At 69.3% G+C, this 14,551-nt stretch carries 17 protein-coding genes; 10 read left to right on the top strand and 7 right to left on the bottom strand.

What is annotated here, in order from left to right; all coding sequences use genetic code 11:
- Positions 1 to 111 precede the first annotated feature (111 nt).
- Positions 112 to 672, bottom strand: coding sequence for a GNAT family N-acetyltransferase (locus ACIHA7_RS05955; RefSeq protein WP_397285967.1), 561 nt, complete (start codon positions 670 to 672; stop codon positions 112 to 114).
- Between the two features lie 155 nt (positions 673 to 827).
- On the opposite strand from ACIHA7_RS05955, the gene deoC reads away from it, so the two are divergent.
- The gene (gene deoC / locus ACIHA7_RS05950) at positions 828 to 1,496 is read left to right on the top strand and encodes a deoxyribose-phosphate aldolase (protein ID WP_397285965.1); all 669 of its coding nucleotides are present in this window, start codon (positions 828 to 830) and stop codon (positions 1,494 to 1,496) included.
- 85 nt (positions 1,497 to 1,581) lie between these two features.
- Here the strand turns inward: deoC and ACIHA7_RS05945 are convergent, their stop codons facing one another.
- On the bottom strand, positions 1,582 to 2,310 hold the full coding sequence (locus ACIHA7_RS05945; protein WP_397285963.1) for a DUF2993 domain-containing protein: 729 nt from the start codon (positions 2,308 to 2,310) through the stop codon (positions 1,582 to 1,584).
- 99 nt (positions 2,311 to 2,409) lie between these two features.
- On the opposite strand from ACIHA7_RS05945, the gene ACIHA7_RS05940 reads away from it, so the two are divergent.
- A complete protein-coding gene (locus ACIHA7_RS05940; protein WP_397285961.1) occupies positions 2,410 to 3,018 on the top strand; it encodes a hypothetical protein in 609 nt (202 codons plus the stop codon).
- Between the two features lie 60 nt (positions 3,019 to 3,078).
- On the opposite strand, the gene ACIHA7_RS05935 is transcribed toward ACIHA7_RS05940, so the two are convergent.
- From ACIHA7_RS05935 to ACIHA7_RS05925, 3 genes are all read right to left on the bottom strand, one after another.
- Complete coding sequence (locus ACIHA7_RS05935) at positions 3,079 to 3,897, bottom strand: class I SAM-dependent methyltransferase (protein ID WP_397285958.1); 819 nt, start codon at positions 3,895 to 3,897, stop codon at positions 3,079 to 3,081.
- Complete coding sequence (locus ACIHA7_RS05930) at positions 3,867 to 4,388, bottom strand: DUF2505 domain-containing protein (RefSeq protein ID WP_397285956.1); 522 nt, start codon at positions 4,386 to 4,388, stop codon at positions 3,867 to 3,869. The genes ACIHA7_RS05935 and ACIHA7_RS05930 overlap by 31 nt, the downstream gene beginning before the upstream one ends.
- Before the next feature lie 122 nt (positions 4,389 to 4,510).
- A complete protein-coding gene (locus ACIHA7_RS05925; RefSeq protein WP_397285954.1) occupies positions 4,511 to 4,996 on the bottom strand; it encodes a DUF2505 domain-containing protein in 486 nt (161 codons plus the stop codon).
- 24 nt (positions 4,997 to 5,020) lie between these two features.
- On the opposite strand from ACIHA7_RS05925, the gene ACIHA7_RS05920 reads away from it, so the two are divergent.
- The 3 genes from ACIHA7_RS05920 to ACIHA7_RS05910 all read left to right on the top strand — a co-directional run bounded on the left by ACIHA7_RS05920 (position 5,021) and on the right by ACIHA7_RS05910 (position 8,262).
- Positions 5,021 to 6,115 (top strand): UDP-N-acetylmuramate dehydrogenase, encoded by a 1,095-nt coding sequence (locus ACIHA7_RS05920; RefSeq protein WP_397285952.1) that lies wholly within the window; start codon positions 5,021 to 5,023, stop codon positions 6,113 to 6,115.
- 68 nt (positions 6,116 to 6,183) lie between these two features.
- Positions 6,184 to 7,416, top strand: a complete 1,233-nt coding sequence (locus tag ACIHA7_RS05915; protein ID WP_397285949.1) for an Ig-like domain-containing protein — start codon at positions 6,184 to 6,186, stop codon at positions 7,414 to 7,416.
- A gap of 45 nt (positions 7,417 to 7,461) precedes the next feature.
- Entirely contained in the window at positions 7,462 to 8,262 is an 801-nt protein-coding gene (locus ACIHA7_RS05910) for a patatin-like phospholipase family protein (RefSeq protein WP_397285947.1), read from the top strand.
- Position 8,263: 1 nt separating this feature from the next.
- On the opposite strand, the gene mscL is transcribed toward ACIHA7_RS05910, so the two are convergent.
- Both mscL and ACIHA7_RS05900 read right to left on the bottom strand, forming a co-directional pair.
- Positions 8,264 to 8,719 carry a large conductance mechanosensitive channel protein MscL gene (gene mscL / locus ACIHA7_RS05905; protein ID WP_397285945.1) on the bottom strand — a complete coding sequence of 152 codons (456 nt, stop codon included), beginning with the start codon at positions 8,717 to 8,719 and terminating at the stop codon, positions 8,264 to 8,266.
- Between the two features lie 133 nt (positions 8,720 to 8,852).
- On the bottom strand, positions 8,853 to 9,587 hold the full coding sequence (locus tag ACIHA7_RS05900) for an SDR family NAD(P)-dependent oxidoreductase (protein WP_397285943.1): 735 nt from the start codon (positions 9,585 to 9,587) through the stop codon (positions 8,853 to 8,855).
- Between the two features lie 70 nt (positions 9,588 to 9,657).
- Here ACIHA7_RS05900 and ACIHA7_RS05895 point away from each other — a divergent pair, with 70 nt between their 5' ends.
- The 5 genes from ACIHA7_RS05895 (at position 9,658) to ACIHA7_RS05875 (ending at position 14,276) form a co-directional block, all read left to right on the top strand.
- Positions 9,658 to 10,479: an alpha/beta fold hydrolase gene (locus ACIHA7_RS05895; RefSeq protein WP_397285941.1), complete on the top strand. Its 822-nt coding sequence runs from the start codon at positions 9,658 to 9,660 to the stop codon at positions 10,477 to 10,479.
- Positions 10,480 to 10,617: 138 nt separating this feature from the next.
- Positions 10,618 to 12,039: a D-inositol-3-phosphate glycosyltransferase gene (gene mshA, locus ACIHA7_RS05890; protein WP_397285939.1), complete on the top strand. Its 1,422-nt coding sequence runs from the start codon at positions 10,618 to 10,620 to the stop codon at positions 12,037 to 12,039.
- Positions 12,040 to 12,044: 5 nt separating this feature from the next.
- Positions 12,045 to 12,542, top strand: a complete 498-nt coding sequence (locus ACIHA7_RS05885; RefSeq protein ID WP_397286545.1) for a YbjN domain-containing protein — start codon at positions 12,045 to 12,047, stop codon at positions 12,540 to 12,542.
- The gene (locus tag ACIHA7_RS05880) at positions 12,539 to 13,444 is read left to right on the top strand and encodes an ROK family protein (protein ID WP_397285937.1); all 906 of its coding nucleotides are present in this window, start codon (positions 12,539 to 12,541) and stop codon (positions 13,442 to 13,444) included. The genes ACIHA7_RS05885 and ACIHA7_RS05880 overlap by 4 nt, the downstream gene beginning before the upstream one ends.
- Positions 13,445 to 13,538: 94 nt before the next feature.
- Positions 13,539 to 14,276 (top strand): phosphoglyceromutase, encoded by a 738-nt coding sequence (locus tag ACIHA7_RS05875; RefSeq protein ID WP_397285935.1) that lies wholly within the window; start codon positions 13,539 to 13,541, stop codon positions 14,274 to 14,276.
- The last annotated feature ends 275 nt before the right edge of the window (positions 14,277 to 14,551 follow it).

Genomic DNA, 14,551 nt, shown 5'->3' with positions numbered 1-14,551 from the left:
GAGGGTGGCTCGATCGCCGAAGGCCGCCGTGACGACTGATTCGGTGCTCAGCCGCGCTGGTGCCGTCGGTCGCCAACGCTGACTTTGGTGGCACCCGAGTCTGGCCTGAATTCACGGGGAGGCGGGACTGTAAAACGGTTCCGGGTAGTGGAATTCGCCGGTGATGCGGGGGTCGTAGGCGCTGAGCGGGCGGACCTGGAAGTGCGATATCCACGCGGGGACATCGGGGGTGATGCCGAGGCGGGCGGCAGGCACGAACCCGAATCGCGGGTAGTAGTCGAGGTGGCCGAGCAGGCAGACCAGGGGTTCGTCGAGGGCGTCGGCGGCACCGAGGGCGGCGTGCATGAGTGCGGAGCCGACACCGCTGTGCTGGTGTTCGGCGACGACACCGATCGGGCCGAGCGCCAGCACGGGGAAGGGGCCGACGGCGGCCCTGGTGAGGCAGACGTGGCCGATGACGGTGTTGTACTCCACCGCCACCATCGAGAGGGTGGGGATCCAGCCAGGGTCGCTGCGCAGCCGCGCGACCAGATCGACCTCGGGGGGATCGGCCTCGCCGTCCTCAGTAGGTTCGCCGGTGCGATCGCCGTCCGCCTGAAGCGGACCGAACGCGCTGCGATGGACGGCGGCGATCTCGGCGATGTCGTCGGCGCGCTCGCGACGGATCAGCACGGTGTCGTCTCCTCCCGAACAAGTAGGGGCCCATCCGCACACGTTAATCAGTCGACCGCTGCGTCACTACCGGCGATCTGTCACCAGTACGAGTGTGCGGGAGTGTCGCCAGGCGCGCAACGGAATTCGCCACCGGTGTGCCAGACTCTCAGCTCATGGCTAGTTCCGCGTCACTCACCAGGGCCGAAGTGGCCGCCATGATCGATCACACACTGCTGGCGCCGGGGGCGACCCCCGACGACGTCGCCACGTTGATCTACGAAGCCCGCGAACTGGGGGTGCTGGCGATCTGCGTGTCCCCGTCGATGCTGCCGGTGCGCGCACCGGGGCTGGTGGTCGCGACCGTCGCCGGATTCCCGTCCGGCAAACACCATTCGCTGGTCAAGGGCGCCGAGGCGCGGCTCGCGGTGGACCAGGGCGCCGCCGAGGTGGACATGGTCATCGACGTCGGCGCGGCGCTGGCCGGCGACTACAACGCGGTGCTCGCCGACATCGTGACGGTCCGCGAGGCGATCGGCGACCGGGCGGTGCTCAAGGTGATCATCGAGGCGGCCGCGCTGCCGGACGCCGCGATCGTCGAGGTCTGCCGGGTCGCCGAGCGCGCCGGCGCGAATTTCGTGAAGACCTCCACCGGTTTTCACCCCGCGGGCGGCGCCAGCGTGCACGCGGTCGAGCTGATGGCGGCGACCGTCGGCGGTCGGCTCGGGGTCAAGGCGAGCGGTGGTATCCGCACCGCCGAGGCCGCGGCGGAACTGATCGCGGCGGGCGCGACGCGGCTGGGGTTGTCGAAGTCGCGCGAGGTACTCGAAGGGTTCTCGGCCTGAGTCGTCGCCGAGCGCGCTGCGCCAGCCGCTGGTCCGCGAATGCCGCTGCGGTGCAGTGGGTTTCGGCCCGCTGCTCGGAGACGCCTCAGGCGCAGGTGGCGTTCGCGTTCTCGGCGGCGGGCAGCTCGGCGCGACCGCCGGCGAGCTTGACCGCGATACCGTCGTCGGTCACCTTCACCTCGGTCGGCGCCATGTTGTACGGATAGCTCTGCAGGCTCTTGGTGAACACCTCGACGATGCCCTGCACCAGGTCGGTAGGCAGCCCCATGCCGAGCAGCTGCGCCGACATCGTCTCCACCTCGATGACCCCGCCCTTGATCACCGGCTTGACCTGCAACTGGGCCAGGCCGCCGAGCACATCCAGGGTCAGCATGTCCGAGGCCGCCGACGAGCGTACGCCGCTGACCAGGCCGCCGAGCGTCTGCCGGATGCCGTCGTTGTGCCAGGTGACATCGGCCGACGAACTGCCGATCACGCCGCCGCCGCGACCGTTGTCGGTCACCTCGACCCCGTGGAATTCGGCGTGCACCACCATGCCGACCGCGGGGCCGAACTTGGTGTCGTCGCTGTCCACCTTCACCGTCGGCACCTTGCCGTCGATCCAGGTGATCAGCATCGGTTTGGCGCCGAAGCCGACGTTGATCTTCGAGCCCATCTCCTTCTCGAATTGCGTACTGATGCACTGGGAGACGGTGTGCCTGGCGTACGCCTCACCGCCGGCCAAGGCCGTGGCCAGCAGAATCGCTACCACGGTCAGGGCGATCAGCAGGGCTCGCCGGGTGATCGTCTTGGGGGCCGGAGACTGCGTACTCATGCGGCTGATTCTTCCCGACGTTTCTGTGCCGTCTCTGAGGGGGCGATGAGGGGTTCGAATGTGACATGTGACACAGGATTCCAGCGTAGCCTTAGGCGCATGGCTGGCGAGGCGGCGGGCCGGGCCCTCGGTTCCGCGGAACACGGCTGGCGTGTGCTGCGGCGACTGGCCGGGCGGCACGCGGGTTTCTTCACCACCCGCCAGGTGGTGCGCACACGGTGTGAGGCGCGGGTCCGGATCGCGCTCGGCGACGGCTCGGTGACCAGGGCCGGGGTCGGGTTGCTCCGGTTGGCCGAATGGCCCGCGGGCCCGCTCGACGAATACGCCATGTGGGCCGCCTGGTTCGACGGTGCCGCGGCGGTCTCCCATCACAGCGCGGCCGAACTGCACGGCATCGGCCGACTACGCCCCCGATTCCTGCACCTGTCGGTGGGTGCGGGCCGCCCGCCGGTGACCCCGCGGCTGGTGGTGCTGCGCCGCTCCCTGATCGGCACCGAGATCGAGTCGGCAGGCCCGTTCCTGGTGACCACACCGCTGCGCACCGTGCTCGATCTCGCCGAAGCGGACATCGGCCAGTCCGCGCTGGACGAGGTGGTCGCCGACGCGGTCGCCATCAACCGCTGCGCGAGCGACGAAATCCGCACCGCCGGTGCGGGACTGACCCCACGCGCGGCGGCCAGGGTTTATCGAGCCCTGGCGAGCGCCTAGTCGGCGCACGAAAGCAGCAGCGGCGCACGGCAAGTCAGTAGGTGCGCAGGTTGCTGGAGCTCAGCGTGCCCGAGGCGGTTCGAGTTTCGGCGCGACGGTATCCCACGGCACCGAAAGTACGCAGTCGCGCATGCGGCGACGGTAGGTTCGCAGCGGAAACCCTTCCTGCCGTAGTGATTCGGCGGCAGCACGCCAGCGGATACGCGGACCGAACGGGGCGAGCGGCGCGGCGCGGGCCCAGGCGCGGTCGGCGGCGGTCAGCAGGGTGTGGATTCGCTCGCCGGGAACATTGCGGTGGATCAAGGCTTTCGGCAGCCGCTCGGCGATGTCGGAGGGCTGGGCGACGGTGAACGGGTCCCAGGCGAGCGTGAGCGACCGCGGGCCGGTGCGGTCGAGCAGCACCCAGGCGCAGCGGCGGCCCAGTTCGTCGCAGGTGCCGTCGATCAGCAGCCCGCCGGGGGCGAGACCGGACAGGATGGTCGACCAGGCTTCGGGCACCGCCGCCTCCGGGTATTGCCGCAGCACGTTGAACGCGCGCACCAAAACCGGTCGCAGTCCGGCCAATTCGAACCCGCCGCGGGCGAAGGTGACGCCGTCGCGACCGGGCACCACCCGTTCCGGATCGATCTCGAGGCCGACGACCCGGACGTCGGGCCGCACGGTGCGCAGCCGCGCCGCCAACTCCAGCGTCGTCCACGGACTCGCGCCGTACCCGAGATCGACCACCAGCGGATCGGCCGCCGCACGCAGGCGCGCCACCACCGACTCGTCGTTGATCAACCAGCGGTCGCTGCGGCGTAGCCGGTTGACGCCGGTGGTGCCGCGGGTGATGGCGCCGAGAGGTTTGGTCAGCGGGTCGGGTGGTGGTCGTCGAGCCACTGCACGGTGAACTCGGCCTCGGCCCGGAACAGGTCGATCAGGTTCACCAGCATCAGCTGCTCGAGCCGAGGCCCGACCATCGGGATGAACACCTTCGCCTCCGAAGAGAAGCGCATGGTGCAGCCGGTATCGGTGGGGAACAGACGGATGGTGCCGCCGAGGCTGCCCGGCCCGGCCGGGATCGAGGCCGAGTACTTGCCGGTGATCTCCTCGGCACCGAACGGCCCGTAGCTCTCCTTGCGGGTGATCACCATGTCCTTGCGCATCACGGCCTGGGCGATCTCGGGGAGCATGTCGCGCGGCAAGATGTGGTGCAGCTCGACGTCGATGCCGCCGTCACCCGCCTCCAGGTGCGCCACTTCGTTGCCCGGCGAGTACTTCCGCATCTCCGCCATCCGCGCGTCCCAGTAGTCGCGGTTGGACAGCACCGCATACAGCTCTTTGGTGGTGTGCAACGGGTAGCGCGCGGAGTAATCCAATCGACGGGCCATGAATCCAGAGATTACTGGGTGGCACGGCCCCCGCCTCGCTCGGCGGTAGGGTCCACAAAAAGTTGAGCGGGAAGTGTGCTGTCGCAACAACTTCCCGCTCCGAAGCGCTGGTTCTCCGCGTGTCAGTGCGTGTCGAGCCAGGTGTTGGTGAACTCTTCCTCGTTCTTGAGCACCTCGGTGAGGTGCTCGGCGATCGCGGCCTCGATCTTGCCGCCGAACAGCGGGATCTTCACCTCGATGGTGCCGTTGGCGGCGGCGGTCGAGCCCGCGCCGTCCTCCCGCAGCGTGATGGTGCCGCGCACCTCGGCGGGCGCGCCCTCGACGGTCGCCTGGAAGGTGGCGGCGTCGCCGGTCCAGTTCTCCACCCGGGGGATGATCAGGTCGCCGGGGCGGACCGCGGTGATCGCGGCGGGCAGCAGCTCGGCGGCGATGGCCTGCACCAGCTGGACGCGGATCTGGTCGCCCTGGACGGTCACCGAGTCGAGCCGGGCATTCGGCCCGCCGACCTCGGCGACGCGGTCTTTCCAGTACTGGTCGTTCGCGAACGCCGCGCGCACGGCGGCAGCGGGATGCGAGTAGCGGGCCGTGTACGCCAGCGGTGTAGCCATGGTCGGACACGCTACCGTCTGCCTGTGCGAACTTCACGTGTGGTGCCGTCGGATGTGCTGGCCGCCACCGGCGCCCGGATCCGCGAATCGGTGCCGCTTGCCGAGCTGACCACGCTGCGGGTCGGTGGTCCGGCCACCGTCGCCGAGTGCGCGAGCACCGAATCGCTGGTGGCGACGGTGCGCGCGCTGGACGCGGCGGGGATCCCGGTGCTGCTCATCGCGGGTGGCTCCAACCTGCTGATCAGCGACGACGGTTTCGACGGCGTGGTGGTGCGGGTGGCGACCGAGGGGGTCGAGCTCGGCGCGGACGGTGTGTGGGCCGAGGCGGGCGCGAACTGGGACGCGGTCGTCGCGGCGACCGTCGCCGCCGGGCTCGGTGGTCTCGAGTGCCTGTCCGGAATTCCGGGTTCGGCGGGGGCGACGCCGGTGCAGAACGTCGGTGCGTACGGCGCGGAAGTGGCGAACCTGCTGCGCCGGGTGCAGCTGCTCGACCGCCGCAGCGGCGCGATCCGCTGGGTCGGGCCCGATGAGCTCGGTTTCGGTTACCGCACCAGCGTGCTCAAGCACCGCGACGACGCGCTGGTCCTCGCGGTCGAGTTCGCCCTCGACCCCAGCGGCGCGAGCGCACCGCTGCGCTTCGGCGAACTCGCAACCCTGCTCGGCGCCGCGAACGGCGAATCCCGCCCGGCCGCCCAGGTCCGCGACGCCGTGCTGCGCCTGCGCGCGGGCAAGGGCATGGTCCTCGACCCGGTCGATCACGACACCTGGAGCGCAGGCTCCTTCTTCACCAACCCGGTCGTGCCCGAGCACCGCGTGCCGGAGGTGCGCGCCGCGATCTCGGCCCATGTGGGTGATGTCACGGTGCCGACCTATCCGGCGCCGGACGGAGTCAAATTCTCCGCGGGCTGGCTCATCGAGCGCGCCGGTTTCGCCAAGGGTTTCCCCGCCCCCGAGGCACCGGCCCGCCTGTCCACGAAACACACGCTGGCGCTGACGAATCGCGGGTCCGCGACCGCCGCGGACCTGGTGGAATTGGCCAGGACGGTGCGCGACGGGGTCGCCGAGCGATTCGGCATCCGGCTCGAGCCCGAACCCGTCACCGTCGGTGTCACCGTGTAACCGGGTGAAACGGACACCACACCTTTCGCTAGTCAATCGAACGAGTTTGCCCGCGTAAATTCGATGTGGTGAGCAAGCGTCCAGTGATCCGTAGACCGGTCGCCGCGGTATCGGCCGTGCTGCTCGTCGTGGTCGCCTTGGTGGCCGGATGCAGCAGCGGCGGTGGCGGTAACAGCAACTCCTCCCGCGAGGCGGGCCCCGTCGCCAAGGTCGCCTTGGCACCGGAGAACAACGCCGCGAAGGTCAACCCGACGGCACCCGTCTCGGTCACCGTCACCGACGGCACCATCGATCAGGTGGCGTTGACCAACGCCAACGGTAAACAGGTCGCCGGTGAATTCTCCCCGGACAAGCGCGTTTACACCATCACCGAGCCGCTCGGCTACGGCGCCACCTACACCTGGTCCGGCACCGCGGTCGGCACCGACCGCAAGCCGATCCCGATCGACGGCACGTTCACCACGCTCGCGCCGAAGAACACCGTCCCCGCCACCATCAACATCGCCGACAACCAGGAGGTCGGCATCGCCGCGCCGATCATCCTGCAGTTCAAGGCTTCCGTGCAGAACAAGGCCGCGGTGGAGAAGGCGATGACCATCACCACCGACCCGCCCACCGAGGGCGCGTGGGCCTGGTTCCCCGACGACAACGGCTCCCGATTGCATTGGCGCCCCAAGAATTACTGGGCGCCCGGCACCACGGTGCACGTCGCGGCCAAGCTCTACGGACTGGATCTCGGCGAAGGCAACTACGGATACTCCGACCTGACAACGGATTTCCGCATCGGCCGCAGCCAGATCGTGAAGGCCAACGCGCCGAGCCACCGCATGCAGGTGGTGCGCGACGGCCAGACCATCTTCGATTTCGCGGTCAGCTACGGCGAGGGCAACGAGCCACGCAACGTCACCCGCTCCGGGTTGCACGTCGTCACCGAGAAGTACGAAGACTTCATGATGTCGAACCCGCCGTTCTACACCAACGTTCGCGAACGCTGGGCCGTACGCATCTCCAACAACGGCGAATTCATCCACGCCAACCCGGAATCGCTGTCCGCCCAGGGTTCCTCGAACGTCACCAACGGCTGCATCAACCTCTCGCCCGCCGACGCGCAGGCCTACTTCGGGACCGCGCTCTACGGCGACCCGGTGGAGGTCACCGGCACCTCCATCCCGCTCTCGGCCGCCGATGGCGACCTGTACGACTGGACCATCGACTGGGCCACCTGGAAAACCATGTCCGCCTTGGACGGTTCTACCTCGGTCGTCACCGCGACCCCGGTCGCACCCGGCCCGCCACGGTAGGTTCGACCTCGTTGATATCGATGTGCTCGACGAGAAGGTGACGCGGTGAACGACGGGCGTGCGGTGGTGCTCGGTCCGGGCGGGGTGGTCGGCACCGCCTGGTTGCTCGGGGTGGCGGAAGGCTTGCGCCGCAACGGAATCGAGCTGGCCGACGCCGACCTGCTGGTCGGTACCTCGGCGGGCGCCATCGCCGGTGCGCTGCTGGCCGACGGCCGTGACCTCGCCGCGCACGCGCAACCGCCGAGGGCCGCGGGTCCCGCGCCGCGGGTGGATCCGGTGGTGACGGCGCAGGTGCTCGAACTGCTGCGCGGCCCGGACGCCGCGACGGCCTGGCCGCGCGTCGCCGAGCTGACGCTCAGCGCGTCCACCGGGCCGCAACGGCTACGGATCGAGGACTTGAAAGCCATGGTCGGCGAGGGGGATTGGCCGCACCCGGGGCTGCTGATCCCGACCGTCGATGTTCATTCGGGTGCGCCGAAGGTGTGGCGCGGTACCGAGGGCGTGCCCGTGCACCTGGTGATCACGGCGAGCACCGCGATGCCGGGTATGGCCGCGCCGGTCACCATCGGCGGCCGCCGCTACGTCGACGGCGCGCTGCGCAACGGCTCGAATGCCGATCTGGCCGAAGGCATGTCCACGCTGGTGCTCATCGAGCCGCTCGCTCATCTCTTCGCGACGACGATGCCGTCGAGCGTGCAGCGGGTCGCCCGGATCGTGCCGGACGCCGTGGCGCTCGACATCTTCGGGCCGGACCTCAACGACGGGTCGGCCTGGACCGCGGTGTTCGGCACGGGCCTGCGGCAGGGCAAGGGCGCCGCCGACGAGATCAGTTCGATCTGGACCTGACCTAGCGGCGCAGCGAGGTATCGAGGTCGGGGTCGTTCTCGACGGCGTGGTCGGCGGCCCGCTGGGCGCGCACGGCGTCGTGGCGTTCGGCGAGCAGGTCGCGGATCTCGATCAGCAGTTCGGTCTCGGTCGGCTCGGCCGCCTTGGTGGTGCCGAAACGGTTCTTGATCGTCTTCATCGGCAGCATCAGCACGAAGTAGAGCACGGCGGCGACCACGAAGAAGTTGATGAACGCGGTGATGATCGGGCCCACCTGGATGAAGGTGGCCGGCTTGCTCGCGATCAACTGGACGCCGAGGCCCAGTTCGTTCTGGCTGCCGAACACGGCGAGCAGGGGGTTCACGACGCCCTTGGTGACCGAGGTGACCACGGCGGTGAAGGCGGTGCCCATGACGACGGCGACGGCGAGGTCGATGACGTTCCCGCGCATCAGGAACTCTTTGAACCCCTTGAACATGCGCACAACTCCGATCCGAGGTAGACGACGTCGAAGCATCCGATGCTAACGGCAGCCGAGGCCCGTCGTTGACTCAGCAATTGTGCGGCGAACCCGCCCCCGCCGAGTTGTGATGCGGTTCAGCTATAACGCGTCAGTTGCGGCGGGCGAAGCGGCCCGCGTCCGCCTGATCACGGGGCTTGACGATGATCTGGTCGAGGTTCACATGCGGCGGCCGCGAGGCGACGAAGCCGACGATCTCCGCGATGTCCTGGGCCACCAGCGGATCGATGCCCTCGTAGACCTTCGCCGCGCGTTCCTCGTCGCCGTCGAAGCGCACCAGCGAGAACTCGGTTTCCACTGCGCCGGGGGCGATCTCGGTGAGCCGCACCGGCTGGCCGAGCAGCTCGCCGCGCAGAGTGCGGTGCAGCACGGCCTGGGCGTGCTTGGCCGAGGTGTAGCCCGCGCCGTTGTCGTAGGCGACGAAGGCGGCGACCGAGGTGATGGTGACGATGAGGCCGTCGCCGGAGGCGATCAGCTTGGGCAGCAACGCTTTTGTGACGCGCAGCGTGCCGAGCACGTTGGTCTCCCACATCCAGCGCCAGTCGTCGAGATCGGCGTCGGCGACCGTGGCCAGGCCCTTGGCGCCGCCCGCGTTGTTGACCAGCACGTCGGCGCGCTCGACCGCGGCGGCGAAGGCGCGCACCGAGTCGTCGGAGGTCACGTCGAGTTCCAGTGCGGTGCCGCCGATCTCGTCGGCGACGCGCTGCAGGCGGTCGAGTCTGCGGGCGCCGACGTAGACGTGGTAGCCCTGCTTGGCCAGTTCCCGGGCGGTGGCCTCCCCGATGCCGGAGCTGGCTCCGGTGACGACAGCGGTGCGAGTGCTCATGCCTGCGATCCTAAATGCAGGCGTTTGCGGGCAGGAGCGCTGTCGCGGGGATCACCGTTAGCCTGACGTCATGGCTATACGGGACGCGGTGAGCGCGGATGGCACCAACATCGTCTATCGCGTGAGCGGTCCGGCCGACGCGCGGCCGCTGGTGTTGTTGCACGGGTGGTCGGCGAATCTGCGCTGCTGGGGCCGGGCGGCCGACGACCTGGCCGCCCGCTTCCGGGTGATCGCGGTCGATCTGCGCGGCCACGGTTACTCCGACGCGCCCGCCGCGGGCTACGACGATCCGAAGAACTGGGCGGCCGACGTCGCGGCCGTGCTGGCGGGGGAGGGCATCGAGTCCGGCGCGATCCTGCTCGGCTGGTCCTACGGCGGCATCGTGCTCAGCGACTACCTGACCGCCTACGGCACCGGCGCGCTCGCGGGTGCCGTGTTCACCGGTTCGCAGGCCAATATCGGGCGCGGCGTGCCCGGCGCGGCGAGCGGATCCGCGATGCAGGCCGCGATGCCCGGTGTTTTCGAGGAGAGCGCGGGTCGCGCGGTGCGCGCGTTCGGGGCATTCGGCAATGCCAACACCGGCCCCGGCGCGGACAAGGGCGCCGACGCGCAACGCCTGTTCGGCACCAGCCTCGCCACCGCGCCCTCGGTACGCAAGGCGCTGTTCTACCGAACCGTCGACAACACCGAAACCCTTCGCGCACTGGATATTCCGGTACTGGTGCTGCACGGCACCGCCGACCCGGTGGTCCCGATCGAGAACGGCCGCTACGTCTTCGAGGCGGTGCCGGACGCGCGCGCCTCGTTCTGGGAGGGGGCCCAGCACGGGCTGTTCATCGAGGACCCGGCCCGCTTCGTAGGCGAGATCAGCATGTTCGCCGACAGCTTGTGAATCGGTCGAACCGGACTGGGGAAATCCGAGTCGGCCCAGGTGGCGTCGGCGCCCAGTTGTGAGTGAGTTCACCAATCGTCTGTGATAGCTCTCACTTGGTGGCGTGACGGCATGGAGGCCGGGAATGCAACGTGCACTATGGATAGTGTGAGTCAACGCCCGGACCTACGGCCGAACCGTGTCGCCGTGCTATCGGTGCACACCTCACCACTGGCTCAACCGGGCACCGGCGACGCGGGCGGCATGAACGTCTACGTGCTGCAGACCGCGCTGCAGCTGGCCCGGCGCGGCACCGAGGTGGAGATCTTCACCCGCGCCACCTCCTCCAATCTGCCGCCCGTGCAAGAAGCGGGCCCCGGCGTGCTCGTGCGCAACGTGGTGGCCGGCCCCTTCGAAGGCCTCGACAAACACGATCTACCCACCCAGCTCTGCCCGTTCACCGCGGAAGTGCTGCGCCAGGAGGCGCGCCATCTGCCGGGCTACTACGACCTCGTGCACTCGCACTACTGGTTGTCCGGCCAGGTCGGCTGGCTGGCCAGGGACCGCTGGCGGGTGCCGCTGGTGCACACCGCGCACACGCTGGCCGCGGTCAAGAACGCCGCGCTCGCCGACGGTGACTGTCCGGAGCCGCTGACTCGCGAGATCGGCGAGAAGCAGGTGATCGCCGAGGCGGATCGGCTGGTCGCCAATACCGCGGACGAGGCCCGCCAGCTCGTCGAGCTGTACGGCGCGCAGCCCGAGCGCATCGATGTGGTGCCGCCGGGCGCCGACCTGACCCGGTATCGGCCGGGTGACAAGGCCGAGGCCCGTGCGGCGCTCGGCCTCGCCACCGACGAGCAGGTGGTCGCGTTCGTCGGGCGGATCCAGCCGTTGAAGGCGCCGGATGTGCTGGTGCGTGCCGCGGCCGAGGTGCTGCGCGCCGACCCTGCCCACAAACTGCGCGTCCTGATCGTCGGCGGGCCGTCCGGCACCGGCCTGGACCGGCCGGACGCGCTGATCGAGCTGGCCGCCGCCCTCGGCATCGCCGACCGGGTCACCTTCCTGCCGCCGCAGCCGCCGGATCGGCTGGTGCTCGTCTACCGCGCCGCCGATCTCGTCGCGGTCCCGAGCTACAACGAATCCTTCGGCCTGGTCGCGATCGAGGCCCAGGCCAGCGGCACCCCCGTGCTCGCCGCCGATGTCGGCGGGCTCGGCACCGCCGTCCGGCACGGCGAGAGCGGGCTGCTGGTGCCCGGCCATCGGACACCGGATTGGGCGGGTGCCCTCGGCTATCTGCTCGACGACCCCGAACGCCTGCGCCGGATGAGCGGGCGCGCGGTCGAGCATGCCGCCAACTTCTCCTGGGAGCACACCGCCGACGGACTGCTGGACAGCTACTGCGCCGCACTGACCGATTTCCGGGCAGGCCGGGCCGGGCTCGGTGCGGGCCGGATAGCCGCGGGCAGCGGCGCGCTGCGTGCCGACGTGCGCGAGTGGGTACCCGGTGAACGCACTAACCTGGAACCGAATCAGGCCAGGTCGCGGGCGCTGTGGCGGCGCCGGATGGGAGCACGCCGGTGAACGAGGTGCAAGCAACCGCTCAGCTGATCGAGCAGACGCTGCGCGACCGGGAGATCGAATACACCCGCTCCGGCGAGGAGACGTTCGTCGTCATCCTGCCCGGTGAGCGCAAACTCAAGACCTCGGTGATGCTCACCGTCGGTAAGCATGGGGTGCGCATCGAGTCGTTCGTCTGCCGCAAGCCGGACGAAAACTTCGAGGGCGTCTACAAATTCCTGCTGCGCCGCAATCGCAGGCTCTACTGCGTGGCCTACACCTTGGACCGGGTCGGCGACATTTACCTGGTCGGTCAGATCTCCGCGCACGCCGTCACCGCCGATGAACTCGATCGCGTTTTCGGCCAGATCCTGGAGGCGGTCGACGCTGATTTCAACGTGCTGCTCGAACTCGGTTTCGCGGAATCCATTCGCAAGGAATGGAAGTGGCGGGTTTCGCGCGGTGAGTCGCTGAAAAACCTGCGCGCCTTCGAACACCTGGTAGACACGGCCGATAAACCGCGATGACAGTTCTCGCACTCGATATCGGCGCGACGAAGTTCGCGGCCGGTGTGGTGCACACCGGCAACGAGGTGCGCGACGTGCGCCGCGTCGATGTGCCGCGCGAAGACGTCTGGGGTGCCTGTCGCGATTTGCTGCGCGCGGTGGCGGGCGACGCGACGATCACCGCCGTCGGCATCGGTTCGGCCGGACCGGTCGACGTGCGCACCGGCAGTACCGCCCCGCTGAACATCCCCGAATGGAAATCGGGCTTCGCGATCGTCGCCGCGGTGCGCGAGCTGTTCCCCACGGCGGCAATACGATTCGCCATCGACGGCGCCTGCCTGGCCTTGGCCGAGCATCACGTCGGCGCGCTGCGCGGGGTGCCGAACGGGTTGGCGCTGACGGTCTCCTCGGGGATCGGCGGCGGGCTCATCGCGGACGGCCGGGTCGTGCTCGGCCGTACCGGCAACGCCGGTCATATCGGCCATATCGTGGTGCCCGGCTGGGCGGTGCCCTGCCTGTGCGGCGGCGTCGGCTGTGTCGAGGCGGTCGCCAGCGGCATGTCCTCGGTGCGCTGGGCGGTCGCGCAGGGTTGGCAGGGCAACACCGGCGTGCAACTCGCCGAGGACGCGCACCGCGGCGACGAGATCGCCCTCGCGGCGCTGCACCGGGCGGGTACCGCGCTCGGTCAGGCGATCGCCTCGGCCGCGGCGCTGCTCGACGTCGACCGCGTGGTGATCGGCGGCGGCTTCGCGCAATCCGGTGCGCCGCTGTGGGATCCGATGCGTGCGGCGCTGGCCGAGCACGCGCGCCTGGACTTCGTGCGGGGCATCAGCGTTGTGCTTTCCGAGATCACCAACGGCGCCACCCTGGTCGGCGCGGGTGTGCTCGCCACGGGCGACGCGGGCATCGACGACCTCGGCTGACCACGGGCACACCCGTGCGACCAGGTCCGGCCGGTGACCGTGGACCGTCGGGGAACGATGTGACGGCATTTTCCGCACATGGAAAGATGGCCGCATGACGTACACCCTCGTGCTGCTGCGCCACGGCGAGAGCGAATGGAACGCCCTGAACCTGTTCACCGGCTGGGTGGACGTGCACCTGACCGACAAGGGCATCGCCGAGGGGAAGCGGGCGGGGGAGCTGCTGGCCGAGCACGGCATCCTGCCCGATGTCGTCTACACCTCGCTGCTGCGCCGCGCGATCAGCACCGCGAACATCGCGCTGGACGCCGCCGACCGGCACTGGATCCCGGTGATCCGGGACTGGCGCCTCAACGAGCGGCATTACGGTGCGCTGCAAGGCAAGAACAAGGCGCAGGTCAAGGATAAGTACGGCGACGAGCAGTTCATGCTGTGGCGCCGCAGCTACGACACCCCGCCGCCGCCGATCGACCCGGACGACGAGTACAGCCAGGAGGGCGACGCCCGCTACGCCGGCATCGAGGTCCCGAAGACCGAATGCCTGCTCGACGTGGTGCGCCGCATGGTCCCGTACTGGGAGGACACCATCTCCAAGGACCTGCGCACGGGCAAGACCGTCCTGATCGCCGCGCACGGCAACTCGCTGCGCGCGCTGGTCAAGCACCTCGATCAGATCTCCGACGAGGACATCGCCGGCCTGAACATTCCCACCGGCATCCCGCTGCGCTATGAACTGGACGACGACCTTCGCCCGGTGCGCCCGCGCGAGTACCTGGACCCGGAAGCGGCCGCCGCGGGCGCCGCCGCCGTCGCCAACCAGGGCGGTAAGTAACCCGCTCCCCAGCCCGCAACGCGCCGCGCCCGATTCGGGTGCGGCGCGTTGTCGTTTCGGCGCAACGCACGAACTACGGGATCGTGCTGGCTGGTTGCTGAGGACTCGCCCCTCAGAGTCGCATCTGCGCTGGTCAGGGGTGTTCTTCGCCACACTGGCGCGCTGAGTGCCAGTGGTGAATGGCTAATTAGTGTGAGTGCACAGTGAGCGTTGGTTCTCGCGGTGGTTTGCTGGCGAAACCCGCTCTACCTGCGCTTTGGGCGAGGCATTGCCAT

The sequence above is a fragment of the Nocardia sp. NPDC052316 genome, from assembly GCF_044547795.1.
In the GTDB taxonomy this organism is placed as follows: Bacteria; Actinomycetota; Actinomycetes; order Mycobacteriales; family Mycobacteriaceae; genus Nocardia.
The sequence above is the reverse complement of the archived record's forward strand: the minus strand, read 5'-3'. Positions and strand labels throughout refer to the sequence as shown.

Coding starts and splice junctions, on each gene's coding strand:
- mscL (WP_397285945.1), bottom strand. CDS start 8,719: ATGTTCAAGGGGTTCAAAGAGTTCCTGATGCGCGGGAACGTCATCGAC.
- ACIHA7_RS05940 (WP_397285961.1), top strand. CDS start 2,410: ATGGCTGGCGAGGCGGCGGGCCGGGCCCTCGGTTCCGCGGAACACGGC.
- ACIHA7_RS05900 (WP_397285943.1), bottom strand. CDS start 9,587: ATGAGCACTCGCACCGCTGTCGTCACCGGAGCCAGCTCCGGCATCGGG.
- mshA (WP_397285939.1), top strand. CDS start 10,618: ATGGATAGTGTGAGTCAACGCCCGGACCTACGGCCGAACCGTGTCGCC.
- ACIHA7_RS05925 (WP_397285954.1), bottom strand. CDS start 4,996: ATGGCTACACCGCTGGCGTACACGGCCCGCTACTCGCATCCCGCTGCC.
- ACIHA7_RS05880 (WP_397285937.1), top strand. CDS start 12,539: ATGACAGTTCTCGCACTCGATATCGGCGCGACGAAGTTCGCGGCCGGT.
- deoC (WP_397285965.1), top strand. CDS start 828: ATGGCTAGTTCCGCGTCACTCACCAGGGCCGAAGTGGCCGCCATGATC.
- ACIHA7_RS05930 (WP_397285956.1), bottom strand. CDS start 4,388: ATGGCCCGTCGATTGGATTACTCCGCGCGCTACCCGTTGCACACCACC.
- ACIHA7_RS05895 (WP_397285941.1), top strand. CDS start 9,658: ATGGCTATACGGGACGCGGTGAGCGCGGATGGCACCAACATCGTCTAT.
- ACIHA7_RS05945 (WP_397285963.1), bottom strand. CDS start 2,310: ATGAGTACGCAGTCTCCGGCCCCCAAGACGATCACCCGGCGAGCCCTG.
- ACIHA7_RS05875 (WP_397285935.1), top strand. CDS start 13,539: ATGACGTACACCCTCGTGCTGCTGCGCCACGGCGAGAGCGAATGGAAC.